The organism is Pseudomonas sp. FG35 (assembly GCF_057809295.1).
Genome location: NZ_JBMDJR010000016.1, coordinates 24,361 through 40,149 on the forward strand (window position 1 = coordinate 24,361; position 15,789 = coordinate 40,149).

Annotated in this window: 14 protein-coding genes; all 14 read right to left on the reverse strand. The window is 62.6% G+C overall.

The genetic code is table 11. From position 1 onward, the window contains the following. Positions 1-40: 40 nt before the first annotated feature. Entirely contained in the window at positions 41-910 is an 870-nt protein-coding gene (urtD, locus tag ACODTD_RS24850; protein ID WP_007950599.1) for an urea ABC transporter ATP-binding protein UrtD, read from the reverse strand. Next, entirely contained in the window at positions 907-1,986 is a 1,080-nt protein-coding gene (gene urtC / locus ACODTD_RS24855) for an urea ABC transporter permease subunit UrtC (protein ID WP_489105329.1), read from the reverse strand. The genes urtD and urtC overlap by 4 nt, the downstream gene beginning before the upstream one ends. Continuing rightward, positions 1,986-3,488, reverse strand: coding sequence for an urea ABC transporter permease subunit UrtB (gene urtB, locus ACODTD_RS24860; RefSeq protein WP_285357067.1), 1,503 nt, complete (start codon positions 3,486-3,488; stop codon positions 1,986-1,988). The genes urtC and urtB overlap by 1 nt, the downstream gene beginning before the upstream one ends. Positions 3,489-3,741: 253 nt before the next feature. Continuing rightward, on the reverse strand, positions 3,742-5,007 hold the full coding sequence (urtA, locus tag ACODTD_RS24865) for an urea ABC transporter substrate-binding protein (protein ID WP_011332239.1): 1,266 nt from the start codon (positions 5,005-5,007) through the stop codon (positions 3,742-3,744). A gap of 205 nt (positions 5,008-5,212) precedes the next feature. Then, positions 5,213-6,223, reverse strand: coding sequence for a FecCD family ABC transporter permease (locus ACODTD_RS24870; protein WP_129973478.1), 1,011 nt, complete (start codon positions 6,221-6,223; stop codon positions 5,213-5,215). Then, the gene (locus tag ACODTD_RS24875; protein ID WP_489105330.1) at positions 6,220-7,167 is read right to left on the reverse strand and encodes an ABC transporter substrate-binding protein; all 948 of its coding nucleotides are present in this window, start codon (positions 7,165-7,167) and stop codon (positions 6,220-6,222) included. The genes ACODTD_RS24870 and ACODTD_RS24875 overlap by 4 nt, the downstream gene beginning before the upstream one ends. Beyond that, positions 7,164-7,952 carry an ABC transporter ATP-binding protein gene (locus tag ACODTD_RS24880; RefSeq protein WP_011332242.1) on the reverse strand — a complete coding sequence of 263 codons (789 nt, stop codon included), beginning with the start codon at positions 7,950-7,952 and terminating at the stop codon, positions 7,164-7,166. The genes ACODTD_RS24875 and ACODTD_RS24880 overlap by 4 nt, the downstream gene beginning before the upstream one ends. 12 nt (positions 7,953-7,964) lie before the next feature. Beyond that, on the reverse strand, positions 7,965-10,091 hold the full coding sequence (locus tag ACODTD_RS24885; RefSeq protein WP_489105331.1) for a TonB-dependent receptor: 2,127 nt from the start codon (positions 10,089-10,091) through the stop codon (positions 7,965-7,967). A 162-nt stretch (positions 10,092-10,253) separates the two neighbouring features. Beyond that, positions 10,254-11,633, reverse strand: coding sequence for a PepSY-associated TM helix domain-containing protein (locus ACODTD_RS24890; protein WP_201817285.1), 1,380 nt, complete (start codon positions 11,631-11,633; stop codon positions 10,254-10,256). Between the two features lie 79 nt (positions 11,634-11,712). Next, positions 11,713-13,833 (reverse strand): TonB-dependent copper receptor, encoded by a 2,121-nt coding sequence (locus ACODTD_RS24895; protein ID WP_285357056.1) that lies wholly within the window; start codon positions 13,831-13,833, stop codon positions 11,713-11,715. Positions 13,834-13,917: 84 nt separating this feature from the next. After that, positions 13,918-14,364 (reverse strand): DUF2946 domain-containing protein, encoded by a 447-nt coding sequence (locus ACODTD_RS24900; protein WP_201817294.1) that lies wholly within the window; start codon positions 14,362-14,364, stop codon positions 13,918-13,920. 21 nt (positions 14,365-14,385) lie between these two features. After that, on the reverse strand, positions 14,386-14,865 hold the full coding sequence (locus tag ACODTD_RS24905; protein ID WP_103386781.1) for a copper chaperone PCu(A)C: 480 nt from the start codon (positions 14,863-14,865) through the stop codon (positions 14,386-14,388). 48 nt (positions 14,866-14,913) lie between these two features. Then, positions 14,914-15,315 (reverse strand): DUF2946 domain-containing protein, encoded by a 402-nt coding sequence (locus ACODTD_RS24910; RefSeq protein WP_007951042.1) that lies wholly within the window; start codon positions 15,313-15,315, stop codon positions 14,914-14,916. Between the two features lie 47 nt (positions 15,316-15,362). After that, a complete protein-coding gene (locus ACODTD_RS24915; protein WP_039772019.1) occupies positions 15,363-15,674 on the reverse strand; it encodes a hypothetical protein in 312 nt (103 codons plus the stop codon). Positions 15,675-15,789: the final 115 nt, after the last annotated feature.

Here is a 15,789-nt window from a genome sequence, read left to right on the forward strand (position 1 = left end):
CGCCGAACCGCAGCTCCCACAAGTTTTGTATTTGCAGGTTTCAGCGGCCGAGGTAAACCTCGATCACGCGCTCGTTGTCCTGCACCTGTTCCAGCGACCCCTCGGCCAGCACGCTACCCTGATGCAACACCGTGACGTGGTCGGCAATCGAGCCGACGAAGCCCATGTCGTGTTCCACCACCATCAGCGAATGCTTGCCCGCGAGCGACTTGAACAGCTCGGCGGTGAACTCGGTTTCGGCGTCGGTCATGCCCGCCACCGGTTCATCGAGCAGCAGCAATTGCGGGTCCTGCATCAGCAACATGCCGATTTCCAGAAACTGTTTCTGTCCGTGGGACAGCAGCCCCGCCGGGCGATTGACCGAGGTGGTCAGACGAATCGTGTCGAGCACTTCGCTGATCCGGTCTTTCTGCTCGCCGCTCAACTTCGCCCGCAGGCTGGCCCACACCGACTTGTCGGTTTTCTGCGCCAGCTCCAGGTTCTCGAACACGCTCAGCGCTTCGAACACCGTCGGTTTCTGGAACTTGCGACCGATGCCGGCCTGGGCGATCTGCACTTCGCTCATCTGCGTCAGGTCGAGGGTTTCACCGAACCACGCCTTGCCGTGGCTCGGCCGGGTCTTGCCGGTGATCACGTCCATCAGCGTGGTCTTGCCCGCGCCGTTGGGGCCGATGATGCAGCGCAGTTCGCCGACGCCGATGTACAGGTTCAGATTGTTCAGCGCCCGGAAGCCGTCGAAGCTGACGCTGATGTCTTCCAGCGTCAGGATTGTGCCGTGGCGGGTGTCGAGGCCCGGACCGACGCGTTGCCCGAGGCCGATCGAGTCGCGGCTGGTGCCTTCGTCCTTGTTCGGTTCCACCGGGAAAAACGCCGGTTCCAGCATGAATTCAGCGCTCGCCGTGACTCTCATGATTCACCTCGTTTCTTCAGCAGACCGATCACGCCCTTGGGCAGGTACAACGTCACGACGATGAACAGCGCGCCGAGGAAGAACAGCCAGTATTCGGGGAAGGCCACGGTGAACCAGCTCTTCATGCCGTTGACCACCCCAGCGCCGAGCAGCGGGCCGATCAGCGTGCCGCGCCCGCCAAGGGCCACCCACACGGCGGCTTCGATCGAGTTGGTCGGCGACATTTCGCTCGGGTTGATGATCCCTACTTGTGGCACGTACAACGCACCGGCCAGGCCGCACAACACCGCACTCAACACCCAGACGAACAGCTTGAAACCGCGCGGATCGTAGCCGCAGAACATCAGGCGATTCTCCGCATCGCGCAGGGCAGTCAGCACCCGGCCGAACTTGCTGCGAGCCAGGCGCCAGCCGATGAACAGACTCGCCACCAGCAACAGCACCGTCGCCAGAAACAGCACCGCGCGCGTGCCGGGTTCGGTGATGCCGAAACCGAGGATCGTGCGGAAATTGGTGAAGCCGTTGTTGCCGCCGAAGCCGGTCTCGTTGCGGAAAAACAGCAGCATCCCGGCGAAGGTCAGGGCCTGGGTCATGATCGAGAAATACACGCCCTTGATCCGCGAACGGAAGGCGAAGAAACCGAACACCAGTGCCAGCAACCCCGGCGCCAACACCACCAGGCACATCGCCCAGAGGAAGCTGCCGGTGCCGCTCCAGTACCACGGCAACTCGGTCCACGACAGAAAGGTCATGAACGCCGGCAGACCATCACCGGCGGCCTGACGCATCAGGTACATGCCCATCGCATAACCGCCGAGGGCGAAGAACAGACCGTGGCCCAGCGACAGGAGACCGGCGTAACCCCAGACCAGATCCAGCGCCAGGGCGACGATGGCGTAGCAGAGAATCTTGCCCACCAGCGTCAGGGTGTAAGCCGAGACATGCAGCGCGCTGTCTGCCGGCAACAGCGACAGCAGCGGCAGGGCGACCAGCAAGGCGAGGACCACCGCGCCGATGGCGAGCGTGACTTTCGGGCCGGCCTTTTGTGTGGCCGTGACTAGTAGAGGCTGGTTCATCAGTCGATCACCCGTCCTTTCAGTGCGAAGAGGCCTTGCGGACGTTTCTGGATGAACAGAATGATCAGCGCGAGGATCAGGATCTTGCCGAGCACCGCACCGATCTGCGGTTCGAGAATCTTGTTGGCGATGCCCAGGCCGAACGCGGCGAACACACTGCCGGCCAGTTGGCCGACGCCGCCGAGCACCACCACCAGGAACGAGTCGATGATGTAGCTCTGGCCGAGGTCCGGGCCGACGTTGCCGATCTGGCTCAGGGCCACGCCACCGAGCCCGGCGATGCCCGAACCGAGGCCGAAGGCGAGCATGTCGACGCGCCCGGTGGGCACGCCGCAGCAGGCGGCCATGTTGCGGTTCTGGGTGACGGCGCGCACGTTCAGACCGAGGCGGGTCTTGTTCAGCAGCAGCCAGGTCAGCACCACCACAAACAGCGCAAACGCGATGATCACGATGCGGTTGTACGGCAGCACCAGATTCGGCAACACCTGAATCCCGCCGGACAGCCACGCCGGGTTCGCCACTTCAACGTTCTGCGCACCGAACACCAGACGCACCAGTTGAATCAGCATCAGGCTGATGCCCCAGGTGGCGAGCAGGGTTTCCAGTGGGCGGCCGTAGAGGTGACGAATCACCGTGCGCTCCAGGGCCATGCCGATGGCGGCGGTGACGAAGAACGCCACCGGCAGGGCGATCAGCGGATAGAACTCGATGGCTTGCGGGGCGTAGCGCTGGAACATCAACTGCACGACGTAGGTCGAGTAGGCGCCGAGCATCAGCATCTCGCCGTGGGCCATGTTGATCACGCCGAGCAGGCCGAAAGTGATCGCCAGGCCGAGTGCCGCGAGCAGCAGAATCGAACCGAGGGACATGCCGCTGAACGCCTGACCGAGCAGTTCGCCGATCAGCAGTTTGCGCTTGACCTGGGCGAGGCTGGTTTCGGCGGCGGTGCGCACGTTGGTATCGGTTTCGACACCGGGTTCGAGCAGGCCTTCGAGGCGGGTACGGGCCAGCGGGTCGCCGGTTTCACCGAGCAGACGCACGGCCGCGAGGCGTACTGCCGGGTCAGTGTCGACCAGTTGCAGATTGGCCAGCGCCAGGCTCAGGGCGGCGTGGACGCTTTCGTCTTGTTCGCCAGCCAGTTGCCGGTCGAGGAATTTCAGCTGCGCCGGTTTGGCGCCTTTCTGCAATTGCTGCGCGGCGGTCAGACGGGTTTTGGCGTCGGCGGCGAGCAATTGGTGGCTGGCCAGCGCGGTGTCGATCAGACCCCGCAGGCGGTTGTTCAGGCGCAGGGTCTTGGGTTGGCCGTCGACGGTCAGTTCGCCTTGTTGCAGGGCGTTGATCAGTTCGACACGCGCCGGATCGGGCTGCGCGGCCCAGGCTTCCAGCAGTTTGGCCTGTTGCGTGGGGTTGGCGGCGACGAAGTCTTCGGCGTCGCTGGCGTGGGTCATCATGGGCAGCAGGAGCAAGATGGCCAGGATAACGCGGTAAAAGGCAGTGGGCATGGGTGGTGCTTCCTGTGTTGCGGTGGCCGATGGAGCGGTGTCCGACTGCGAAATCCAGCCCTCACCCTAGCCCTCTCCCGGAGGGAGAGGGGACTGACCGAGTTGTCTGTTCATCAAGCATCGACCTGAAAAAACAGAGTCGAACTCAGGCTTTGAAAACGATGGAGATCTGCTCCCTTTCCCCCTCTCCCTGAGGGAGAGGGCTGGGGTGAGGGGGGAAGGTCTCAAGTCCGCCTCAAGGTCTGAATCCGCCTCAGTTGCTCTTCACCGCATACTCCGGCTTCTTGTCATTACCCGGAATGAACGGACTCCACGGTTGCGCCCGAATCGGCCCCTCGGTCTGCCACACCACGTTGAACTGACCGTCGCTCTGGATCTCGCCGATCATCACCGGTTTGTGCAGGTGGTGATTGGTCTTGTCCATGGTCAGGGTGTAACCGGACGGCGCGGCGAAGGTCTGGCCGCCGAGGGCTTCGCGGACCTTGTCGACGTCGGTGGATTTGGCTTTCTCCGCCGCCTGCGCCCACATGTGAATGCCGACGTAAGTGGCCTCCATCGGGTCGTTGGTCACGGCCTTGTCGGCGCCCGGCAGGTTGTGTTTCTTCGCGTAGGCTTTCCAGTCATCGACGAACTTCTTGTTCACCGGGTTCTCCACCGACTCGAAGTAGTTCCATGCCGCGAGGTTGCCCACCAGCGGCTTGGTGTCGATGCCGCGCAGTTCTTCTTCGCCCACCGAGAACGCCACCACCGGTACGTCGGTGGCTTTCAGGCCCTGGTTGGCCAGCTCTTTGTAGAACGGCACGTTGGAGTCGCCGTTGACGGTGGAGATCACCGCGGTCTTGCCGCCGGCCGAGAATTTTTTGATGTTGGCGACGATGGTTTGATAGTCGCTGTGGCCGAACGGGGTGTAGACCTCTTCGATGTCTTTGTCCGCGACGCCTTTGGAATGCAGGAACGAACGCAGAATCTTGTTGGTGGTGCGCGGGTAGACGTAGTCGGTGCCGAGCAGGAAGTAGCGCTTGGCGCTGCCGCCTTCTTCGCTCATCAGGTACTCAACCGCAGGGATCGCTTGCTGGTTCGGCGCGGCGCCGGTGTAGAACACGTTCGGCGACATCTCTTCGCCTTCGTATTGCACCGGGTAGAACAGCAGGCCGTTGAGTTCTTCGAACACCGGCAGCACCGATTTGCGCGATACCGAGGTCCAGCAGCCGAACACCACCGCGACCTTGTCCTGAGTCAGCAACTGGCGGCCCTTTTCCGCGAACAGCGGCCAGTTCGACGCCGGGTCGACCACCACCGGTTCCAGCATCTTGCCGTTCACCCCGCCCTTGGCGTTGATCTCGTCGATGGTCATCAACGCCATGTCCTTGAGCGACGTTTCGGAGATCGCCATGGTGCCGGACAACGAATGCAGAATCCCGACCTTGATGGTCTCGGCGGCCTGTACGGTCCAGGTCATGCCCATCGCGGCAATGGATGCCGTGAGTGTGAAAGCCTTGATCAAACTGCGACGCTTCATTGTGCGATCTCCATGAACGTTAAAGTTTTTTATGGTTGGCAGATGCGAACGACTGAAGGCTGTTTTGCAAGGGCTGTGCCCGGTCGGGTTTGAGCAGGGAAATGTCGGTTTAGAGCGGTCGCGCGCGGAGGCGGCGCACCATGAGGGGACGTGTTGCATGCAAAGGTGCAACGGGGTGCGCCAGGTTGGGGCGCACCCGGAGGATTCAGCGGCGGCGCATCAGGCCGATGAAGAACAGGCCGCCAAGGGCTGCGGTAGCGACGCCGATGGGCAGGTCTTCGGGGGCGATCAGCGTCCGCGCCGCGACGTCGACCCAGACGAGGAAAACGCTGCCGAGCAACACGCACACCGGCAGCAGACGCCGATGCTCGGCACCGATCAGGCGCCGGGCAATGTGCGGCACCATCAGCCCGACAAAGCCGATGGAGCCGCTGATCGACACCAGCACTCCGGTCATCAACGAAGCAATCACGAACACCCGCAGACGCACCGCCCGGGCATTCAGGCCAAGGGTGACGGCGGTCTGTTCGCCGGCCATCAAGGCGTTCAGCGGACGGGCCATGCCGATCAGCAGAATCAATCCGAGCAGGACGCTCAACGCCGGCACCGCCAACAATTCCCAGCGGGCCAGTCCGAGGCCACCGAGCATCCAGAACATCACCGCCGAACTGGCCCGGTGATCGCCCATGAACAGCAGCAGATTGGCGATCGCCATCATTACGAACGACACCGCCACGCCACACAGCAGCAGACGATCACTGTCCAGCCGGCCCTGACGGTTGGCGATGCCCAGCACCAGAAACATGCTCAACAACGCGCCGATGAACGCGGCAATCGGCAAGGTCAGCAGGCCGACGATTTCACCGACGTGCAGTACCACGATCACCGCGCCGAGGGTTGCGCCGGAAGTGACGCCGAGCAGGTGCGGATCGGCCAGCGGATTACGCGTGACTGCTTGCAGCACCGCGCCGATCAACGCCAGCCCGGCGCCCACCAATGCACCGAGCAGCATGCGCGGCACACGGATCAGCCAGACGATGTGTTCCTGGCCGGCGCTCCAGTCCGGCACGCCGAGGCCGAACAGTTTGTGCAGCAGAATCCGCCACACAACGTCCACCGGCACCCGCGCCGGGCCGAAGCCCAGCGACACCACGCACGACACCAGCAGCACGGCACCGAGGGCGATCAGCAGCAGCGCATAGCGACGATCGATCATTCGCCGTGGAAACCTTTGGCCAGGGTTTCAACCGCCAGCACGTTGTCGATCCCCGGCGTGGCCTGCACGTAAGGGATGACGATGAAGCGCTGGTTGTTGATCGCGTCCACCGATTGCAGCGCCTTGTTCTTCAGCAGGAATTCAATCTTCTGCTCGGCGGTGATTTCGCTGTAGTCGACGATCACGATCACCTGCGGATTGCGCTCGACCACGGTTTCCCAATTGACCCGGGTCCAGCTCGCTTCGACGTCATCGAGAACGTTGCGCCCGCCGGCGGCGTCGATCAGCGCTTGCGGCATGCCGAGGCGGCCGGAGGTCATGGCGCGGTCTTCGCCGCTGTCGTACAGGAATACCCGTGGTTTTTCGGCAGGCAGGTCTTTGCGAATTTCCGCGACCTGACTTTGCATGTCTGCGATCAATGCGTTGGCACGGTCCTGCACGTCGAAAATCTTTCCGAGGTTGCGCAGGTCGTTGTAAGTGTCGTCCAGCGTGGCGGCCGGGCGTTTCATCACGAAGGCGCAGGACTCGGTCAGCTCATAGACGTTGATGCCCAGCGGTTGCAGGGTCTGCGGGGTGAGATCGCCACCGACGCGCATGCCGTAATCCCAGCCGGCGAAGAAGAAATCGACGTTGGCGTTGAGCAGGGTTTCTACCGACGGGTACTTGGCCGCCAGTTCCGGCAAACCGTCGAGCAGCGACTGCATTTCAGGCGTCACCGATTTCCAGCCACTGACGCCGCTGTAGCCGGCCATCTTCGATTTGAGGCCGAGGACGAGCATCATCTGGGTCATGTTGATGTCGTGACTGACCGCGTGTTTCGGCGCTTGCTTGAAGGTCACTTCGCGATTGCAGCTGTGGATCGTCAGCGGGTACTTCGTGGCCTCGGCAAAGGCTTGGGTGGTGCCCAGCAACAGGGCGAGGCAAAGCAGGGAGCGCACAGTCATGGTCGGGTTATCCAGGTGATTCGCGGGTAGCCGTGGAGGGGGTGGGAATCGATCAATGCTTCGACGCCGAACACGTCGCGCAGCAGTTCTACGGTGAGCACTTCCTGCGGCGTGCCGCTGGCGACGATCCGGCCGTGGTTGATCACATACAAACGGTCGCAGAACGCGGCAGCCAGGTTCAGGTCGTGGATGCTCGCCAACGTGCCGATCTGCAAGCGCTTGACCAGTTGCAGCAGCTCCAGCTGATAGCGCGGGTCGAGGTGGTTGGTCGGCTCGTCGAGGATCAGCAGTTGCGGTTGCTGGGTCAGGGCGCGGGCGAGGATCACTCGCTGTTTTTCTCCACCGGACAGCGTGGCGAACGCGTGGTCTTCGAAGCCGTCGAGGCCCACGGATTTGAGGGCCTGGGTAGCGAGATTGCGGTCTTCCAGCGTGTCGCCATCGAACAGGCCTTTGTGCGGCGTGCGGCCCATGGCGACCACTTCTTCGACGGTCAGGCCGAAGGCGTCGGGGAACTCCTGCAGCACCACAGCGATGCGTTGCGCGCACCAGCGCGAGGATTGTTTCCACACGTTGTGGTGATCGAGCCTGACCTCACCGTGTTCCGGCTGACTGAAGCGATAGGCGCAGCGCAACAGGCTGGTCTTGCCGCTGCCGTTGGGCCCGATCAGCCCGACGAACTCACCGGCGGCCACTTGCAACGAGGCGTCACGCAGCTGGAACTGGTGATGGCAATGGCCGTGGCCCAGAGGTGTCCAGGCGAGATCGGTGAGGGACAGTGAGCTCATTTCGTTCCTGTTCTAGAAGGTGTAGTCAGCGGTGACAAAGAACGAACGAGGCTCACCCAGAATCCACTGCTGGCCCTCATTGTATTGGCTTTGCGCGTACGTCCGGTCAAACAGATTGTTCACCTGCAAGCCCAGCGTGGTGTTGCGCAGGGCTTTCCACGACAGCGTTGCATCGACCACGGTGTAGCTCGGCAGCTCGTTGCGGTTGGCCATGTCGGCGTAGCGCGCATCGACATAACGCACGCCGGCACCGGCTTTCAGGTCATCGGTCAGCGCCTTGCTCAGCCACAGATTGGCAGTGCGGCGTGGCACGTCCACCGGGCGATTGCCGTTGCGCGACACGGGCACGCCACCGACCACTTCTTCGAAATCGTCGTACTTGGCCTTCACGATTGCAGCGTTGGCTTGCAGTTGCCAGGCGTTCTGCAGTTGCAGGTCGAGGCTGGCCTCCACACCGTTCGACGATTGCTGGCCGACCTGCTGCTTGAGCGTCGGGTTGCCCGGGTCGTCAGTCAGCAGCTTCTTCTTCACGATGCGATACGCCGCCAGGGTGAACTCACCACGCTGATCCCAGAACAACTGCTTCAGGCCGATCTCGGTTTGCCGCGCGGTCGACAGGTCATATTGCTGCTGGCTCGGGCTCAGGGAAATCAAACCGCCGATGCCATCGGTGCTGGTGGCGACCTGGCCGTAGAACGAGGTGTCCTGGGTCAGCGCGAACACCAGACCGGCCTTCCAGTTGTTGCCGGTCAGGGTCTTGTCGCTCTGGCTGCCGTCGACCAGGTTGTTGCGATCCACGTGTACGTAGTCGCGGCGCACACCGGTCACCAGCGACCAGCGTTCGCTCAGTTGCGTGCGGTTTTCGGCGAACACCGACATCTGTTTGGTGGTGCTGTCGAACTGATCGCGATACGGATCGGCGCTCTCGAAATAGCCGGTCTGCGGGTGATAGCGATCCAGCGGCTGGCCGTTCGGCAATACGTCGTTGAACGGCGAGTTGCTGTCGAGCTGGAAGCGGATGCGGTTGTAATCAACGCCGGTCACGGTCTGGCTGTCGAGGCCGAACAGCGAGTGCTTGAAGGTGAAGGTCTGGCGGTCGCCGACCTGTTCCTGTTGGTGGCCGATACCGAAGTAGCCGCTGCGGCTGAGCTGCTGACTTTCAACGTCGAAGTTGTAGTTCTCGGCGTTCTGCCAGCGGCGCTGGGCCTTGAGGTAGTACAGCTCGTTGTTGGCGCTGACTGCATCGTTGATCTGCCAGTCGCTGGTCAGGCGCGTCCATTGATCGTTGTAGTGCTGTTTGTCGTCGCGCACGTTGTAGTTCTTGTTGCGCAGGCTGTCCTTCAACTGGCCGTTGATCAGTGGCGTACCGAAGTAGTTCTGCGGGCGCTGATCGCCGTAATCGTGAGCGAGGGTGAAACTCAGATCGTCGGTGGCCTGCCAGCGCAGGGCGGCGCTGATGAAGTCGCTGGACGAATCACCGCGATCGACCCAGCCGTTGCTGCGCAGGCGATTGAGGTTGAGGCGATAGCTCAGGGTGTCGGTCAGCGAGCCGCCGCTGTCGAACGCCTGCTGCTGGCGGTCGAACGAGCCGTAACCGACGCGCACGTGGTTTTCGATTTCGCCTTCGAACGGCTTTTTCGGGATCACGTTGACCACCGCGCCGGTCGCGCCTTCGCCGTACAGCACCGAGGCCGGGCCGCGCAGGACATCGACGCGTTCTACCGACCAGGTGTCGACCGGGAACGTCACGGTGCCCATGCCGGTGTACAGGCGGTTGCCGTCATACAACTGCATCACCGAGCTCTGCCCGGTAAAACCCCGGGCCTGCAACGAGGTGCCGCCATCGCCCGGCGTGCCGGTGCGGCTGATGCCGGTGCTGCGCGACACCGCGTCCTGCACGCTGCGGTCGCCACGGGCGCGGACTTGTTCGCCGCTCAGGCTTTCGACACTGGCCGGGGTTTCCATGGCGCTGAGGTTCAGACGCGAGCCGGCGCTGGTTGGCGTGCTCAGGCTGACGGTCTGGTCGTCATTGGCCAGGGCGGTGATGGTGCCGGTGGGCAGCGTCAGCGGGGCGTTGTCGGCGTGGGCGCTGTGGTTCAGGGCGAACAGACAGAGGCTGGACAAGAGGTACTTGTTCATCGGGACGGTGAATCACTTCTTCAAAAGAAAAGCCCGCAGCCTCATGACAGTGCATGGCTGCGGGCAGAGCAGCAAATTTGCGTTATACAGTAACACTAAAAATTGCCGGAGATTAAGCCCCGGCAGTTTAAAGATCTGTCTGGATCGCGCATCTCGCGAGATTCACGATGAAGTTGAGGCAGATTCAGTTTGCCGGGCCAGACGCGACAACAGCAGCCGATCCAGCAACCACACCACCACCAGCGAAGCCCCCACCAGCGGAAACACCACCGCCAGAACCAGCATGATCGCCACCCCGGTTTTCCACTTCGGCAGATCGTGGCGCAGCGGCGGCACGCCGAACTTGCCCTGTGGTCGACGCTTCCACCAGATCACCACGCCGCTGACGGCGCTGAGCAAAATCATCAGGCAGATCAGCAGCACGATGATCTGGTTGAAAGTGCCGAACATCTTGCCTTCGTGGAGCATCACGCCGATCTCGGTGGCCCGGGCAACCGCGCCGTACTGCTCGAAGCGCACATCGGCGAGAACCTTGCCGGTGTACTGATCGATGTGCAGGGTCGCGTCGTTGCGTGGGTCGTCGGCGAACACGGCGATGGTGAACACGCCGGCGGCGGTGGTCGGCATTGTGATGCTGTAGCCCGGCTCGACCTTGCGCTCAACGGCGATGTTTTGCACGTCCTGCAGGCGGATGGTCGGTGCAGCGGGGCCGTGTTGCATACCGCCGTGGGCCATGTGTTCGGCGTGGTCGCCGGACATCGGCATCGGGGTGTTTTCCATCGCCCACGGCACGGTCTGGCGCGCGGCGTTATTGAGGCTGCCGGCCTCGACATCGGAAGTCGGCACGTTGTCCCACATCGCCGCCGGGAACACGTTCCACACCTGCGCGTACTGCTTGCCCCAGAAACCGGTCCAGGTCATGCCGCTGAGCAGCATCACCAGCAGCAACGCGGCGCCCCAGAATCCGGTAACGGCATGCAGGTCACGCCACAGCACGCGGCCGCGACTGCTCAGGCGTGGCCACAGAATCCCCGCTGCCTGACCTCGCGGCCACCACAGGAAAACCCCGGACACCACCAGCACCACGCCCCAGCCGGCGGCCATTTCGATCAGTCGGTCACCGACGGTGCCGATCATCAACTCGCCGTGAATCGCCCGGGCGATGGCTTGCAGGTTCTGCCTGGCATCCTGCTCGCCAAGGATGTCGCCGTGGTACGGATCGACGAACACGTTCAGCTCATGGCCGGCATTGGCCACGACAAACTGCGCGCTGCGCTCGGCATTCACCGGCGGCAGGTACTGGGTGACCTGGCCCTGTGGATAAGCGCTTTTGACCTTTTGCAGCAAGTCATCGGCCGGCACCGTGTGATGCCCGGCGGGGACGTTCAGCAGGCTGCTGTACATCAGCGAATCGAGCTGCGGCTTGAACAGGTAAATGATGCCGGTCAGGGCCAGCATCACCATGAATGGGGCGACGAACAATCCGGCATAAAAATGCCAACGCCAGGCCAGGTTGTAGAAATTCGGTTTGGGCTGTTTCATCACGTGTGCTCCGCTTGGCTTGGATCTTCTCGTTGTCTGTTGCCGCCCGCTCCCTGAAGGGAGCGAGCGCCCTTCAGGGTTAGAAACTCATGTCCACCTTGGTCCAGAGCGTGCGCCCCGGTTCATTGATCGCTTGCGGGTCGTTGGCCGGGTAGCCGAACCCGGCGTTGCCCGCCAGGTTCAGGTGTTCGGCGTAAGCCTTGCCGAACAGGTTGTCGACGCCGGTACTGACCTTCCAGTGTTTGTTGATCCGGTAGGCGCCGTTGAGCGAGAACACGCCGAAGCCCGAACTCTTGTCGTAATCCTTGCCGACCACGTTGCCCTTGTTCTGGTCGATACGGTTTTGCGCGGCAACCACCCTCCACAGTGCGCCGGCGCTCCAGTTGTCTTCGCTGTAGGTCAGGCCGAAGCGGGCATCCAGCGGCGGCATCTGCGGCAGTGCCTTTCCGTCGCTGCTGTTTTTGCCCCAGGCGTAGGCCAAGGTCGCATCGGCTTTCCAGTTGTCGGTGAGTTTGTAGGCGGCACCGAGTTCACCGCCCATGATCCGCGCGTCGATGTTCTCGGCGCGGGAAGTGCTCATGCCCATCATCGTCGGGGTGTAATCGAACAGGATGTAGTCGCGCACCACGCCGATGTAGCCCGAGGCCCAGGCTTCGAGATTGGCGTCCTTGTAGTTCACGCCGAAGTCCAGCTGAGTGGTCTTCTCCGGTTTGATCGAATCGAACGCATTGACCGAACCCGCCGGGCCGGACTTGGGCGAAAACAGCTCCCAGTAATCCGGAAAACGTTGCGCGTGGCCGAGGCCGGCGTAGAGCGTGGTCGGGCTGTCGGCGAGGTCATGCTCGTAACGGATGAAGCCGCTCGGCAGGGTGTCGGCACGGGTATCGCCGGCAGTCGGATTCGGCCGGGACATCATTCCCGAGCCGGTGCTCTGCCGATAATCCTTGGCCAAGGCGCGGTCGACCCGGGCGCCGGTGATCAGCCGGTCGCGGTCGGCGGCGTACCAGGTCATTTCGCTGAACACACCGTAGTTATGGAAGTCGGCGTCCTTGGTGTACGGCTGATCCTTGTAGGTATCGATGCCCATGCCGCTGCGCTGCCGGTGTTCGTTGGTCTGCGCATCGAGGCCGGTGATCAGCTGGATATCGGCCCAGCGCCAGGTGGCCTTGATCCGGGCGCCGAGGGTGCGGCGGTCGACGTTGGACGCCATGGGACCTGCCATCATCCCGGTGCCGGACGGCGTGCGCAGGGTGTAGTTATCCATCACGTGGTCGGCGTAGTTGTAGTAGACCTGCGCTTCGAGCTTCTCCAGCACATCGGTGATGTTGGATTTCTCGACGCGCAGGCCGAGGCTTTCGCGCAGGAATTGCGAGCCGTCCATGCCGCGTCCGGCGTAGCGCGCTTCGCCGTCGCCCTTGCCGGCAGTGAGTTCGATCAGGGTGTCGGCATCCGGGGTCCAGCCCAGCGCCACGTCGCCGTTCCACTTGTCATAGCGCGAGGCAACGATGTCGTTGTTGCCGTCGCGGTAGTCGTCGGAATGCGCGGTGTTGCCGATCACCCGCACATAGCCCAGCGAGCCGCCGGCCGCCGCATCAACGACCTTGTCGAAGCGCCCGTGGGAGCCGGCCAGCACGCTGGCGTTCACCCGGGTGCCGAGTTCGCCGAAGCTTTCTGGCTCGCGGTCGAACAGGATCGTGCCGGCCGACGCGCCCGGTCCGTAGAGCACGGTTTGCGGGCCTTTGATCACGGTGAGTTTGTCGTAGGTTTCGGGCGAGATGTACGAGGTCGGCGCGTCCATCCGGCCGGGGCAGGCGCCGAGCATCATGCTGCCGTTGGTGAGGATGTTCAGGCGCGAACCGAACATCCCGCGCAGCACCGGATCACCGTTGGTGCCGCCGTTGCGCACCAGGGCGAAGCCTGGAATGGTCTTCAGGTAGTCGCCGCCGTCGCTGGCGGGCACCGGTTGGCGCGGGTCTTTCGGGTTGGTGACGATGGTCAGCGGCGAGCTCGGAGCGATGGCGGTAATCACCGTCGGGCTCAGTTCGTCAGCATGGCCGGCGTGTTCGTCGGCGTGGACCAGCGGGGACAGCAGGACGCCGCAAAGGACGGCGGTAGCGTGTCTGAAGCGAACGCGGGATTCGTTCAGGGCAAAGGACGCCGGGGCAGAACCCGGGCGTGGGACAGCAGAAAACCTGGACATGACAATTTCCATCGAACAGTCGTAAACGACACGGCCGGCAGCCTGAGGCTGTCTTCTCAACCGTGTGCAATCAGAGGTGGGTGTTTACGCTGCGATGGGCGGGGCGCGGGTGCGGGCGCCGGGGAAGAAAGTCTGCCGGGCATGGCCCAGGCGCGGGGAGGGTGGGGTGAAGGTGTTGACCAGTGGAATGCTGAAAGTGGCGAAGCTGCCACCGCCGGTCAGCGCCGGGCAGTTGAACAGCAGGCTGCAATAGCCGCACTTTTCCCACAGCACGTGGTGTGCGGATTGCGGCGGACAGTGTTCCGCGGAGGGCTGTGCACCGTGCCCGGAATGATCCATGCCCGGCATGTCCATCGACATGTCCATGCTCATCGGCATGGAGGTCGAGGCGTGCTGATCCATCGGCATCGACTGGGAAATCAGCGGGCCGATGAAGATCATCAACATGGCGAACAGGGCGATCCAGCTGCCGCGGGTCAGGTGTTCAGTCTGACGGCGTTGCAGGGAGGGCCTGGCGCTCAGGGGGCGCATGGGCGGGGTCTGCCGGAACGGTTACTGGGCGTGCGCGTGGGCTTGCGTGGCTTCCGGCGGCTTCTTCTGCACGGCGACTTCGACGGTCACGTCACCGGCCTTTTCAAAGTGCATCGTCAGGGGAAAGCGCTTGCCGTCGGTCAGCAGACTGCGGTCGGTCGGATTCATCAGCATCACGTGATAGGCCATCGGCGCGAAGGTCACGTTTCCACCGGCCGGGATGGCCACGTTCGACACCTGTTGCATCTTCATCAGATCACCCTGCATCACGTGCTCGTGCAGTTCGGCCGTCGGGGCGATCGGCGAATCGACGCTGAGCAGGCGGTCAGCCGTCTTGCCGGCGTTGTGAATGATGAAATACGCGGCAACCGTCGGCGCATTCGGCGGCAGTTCCTGCGACCACGGGTGGGCGATTTCCAGCTCGCCGGCCTTGTATTCGTGGGCATGGGCGAAGCACGCAGGCAGCAACAGCGCAGCGATGACGATGAGTTTGTTCAACATGGCAGTTCTCCAGAACGATTTGAAACGCAGGTCAAATGCGGGAACAAATCAAACCAGAGGAGAGGCGCGGGGATTGAGGCTCGGCCATTGCTGGCGCGGTGTCGGGGTTTGCAGCAAGGCGGGCGCCACGCTGCGGTTGCTTTCGTATCGGGCGAAATACAGCTGCGGCGAATGCCCCGGCAACGCCACCACCGGCGCCGATCCGGAACAGCACCAGCAATGCTGCATGGTCGAATGATGGTCACCACTCTGCGGCGCTTTCTGATCGAGGCTGCCGATGTCGATCGCCACCATCTTCGTCCCGCTGCCGGTGCAGAAACTGCTCCACAGCAACTGCTCGGCCGGCGTCTGCGCCGCCTGCGCCATCGCTCCCGTCAACGGCATGGCGAGCATGTTGAACAGCACTGCGAAGCAGGCGATCCAGGCAAATGCGAGCCGGTGTCGGTTCATGGGACAGATCCGTAGGGTGGGCGATCAGGCGCGGCTATTTAGCCTGATCAGGGCCGATAAGTAAAAAAGCGTCGTGCGGTTTGGTGTCGCAGCGCTACATGCAATTGTGCGAGTAGCATGCTTGCCAGTTCCGTCTCGCCGTTATGAAAGAGTGTAGCGGCTTCGATTCGCAATGCCTGTGCGAAATCCGGATCAGATTGAATTCTCAATCGGATGGTCTGCTTATAGTCTCGGAGCGCCACGCGGTTGAATCGTCCATCGCCTGAGTCCAGTTCCGAACATGCCTTGACGTAGTGCACCAGTTCAGCAGGCGTGTGGAGAAAGTCCTTGATGTCGAAGCGGGTGAATTTTCCGGTCATTGGAACGTGCTCACAAATTCGATGAAACGCTAAACGTAAGCCTGGGCCGCTCGTGCAGATAGTCAGCGATTCTTTAAGTTCTTGTGGGCAGTGTCCTAGCACTCAGTAGGACTTG

Bases quoted from the DNA above. Each gene is read 5' to 3' on its own strand.
- urtD (WP_007950599.1), bottom strand. From the start codon at position 910: ATGAGAGTCACGGCGAGCGCTGAATTCATGCTGGAACCGGCGTTTTTC.
- urtC (WP_489105329.1), bottom strand. From the start codon at position 1,986: ATGAACCAGCCTCTACTAGTCACGGCCACACAAAAGGCCGGCCCGAAA.
- urtB (WP_285357067.1), bottom strand. From the start codon at position 3,488: ATGCCCACTGCCTTTTACCGCGTTATCCTGGCCATCTTGCTCCTGCTG.
- urtA (WP_011332239.1), bottom strand. From the start codon at position 5,007: ATGAAGCGTCGCAGTTTGATCAAGGCTTTCACACTCACGGCATCCATT.
- ACODTD_RS24870 (WP_129973478.1), bottom strand. From the start codon at position 6,223: ATGATCGATCGTCGCTATGCGCTGCTGCTGATCGCCCTCGGTGCCGTG.
- ACODTD_RS24875 (WP_489105330.1), bottom strand. From the start codon at position 7,167: ATGACTGTGCGCTCCCTGCTTTGCCTCGCCCTGTTGCTGGGCACCACC.
- ACODTD_RS24880 (WP_011332242.1), bottom strand. From the start codon at position 7,952: ATGAGCTCACTGTCCCTCACCGATCTCGCCTGGACACCTCTGGGCCAC.
- ACODTD_RS24885 (WP_489105331.1), bottom strand. From the start codon at position 10,091: ATGAACAAGTACCTCTTGTCCAGCCTCTGTCTGTTCGCCCTGAACCAC.
- ACODTD_RS24890 (WP_201817285.1), bottom strand. From the start codon at position 11,633: ATGAAACAGCCCAAACCGAATTTCTACAACCTGGCCTGGCGTTGGCAT.
- ACODTD_RS24895 (WP_285357056.1), bottom strand. From the start codon at position 13,833: ATGTCCAGGTTTTCTGCTGTCCCACGCCCGGGTTCTGCCCCGGCGTCC.
- ACODTD_RS24900 (WP_201817294.1), bottom strand. From the start codon at position 14,364: ATGCGCCCCCTGAGCGCCAGGCCCTCCCTGCAACGCCGTCAGACTGAA.
- ACODTD_RS24905 (WP_103386781.1), bottom strand. From the start codon at position 14,865: ATGTTGAACAAACTCATCGTCATCGCTGCGCTGTTGCTGCCTGCGTGC.
- ACODTD_RS24910 (WP_007951042.1), bottom strand. From the start codon at position 15,315: ATGAACCGACACCGGCTCGCATTTGCCTGGATCGCCTGCTTCGCAGTG.
- ACODTD_RS24915 (WP_039772019.1), bottom strand. From the start codon at position 15,674: ATGACCGGAAAATTCACCCGCTTCGACATCAAGGACTTTCTCCACACG.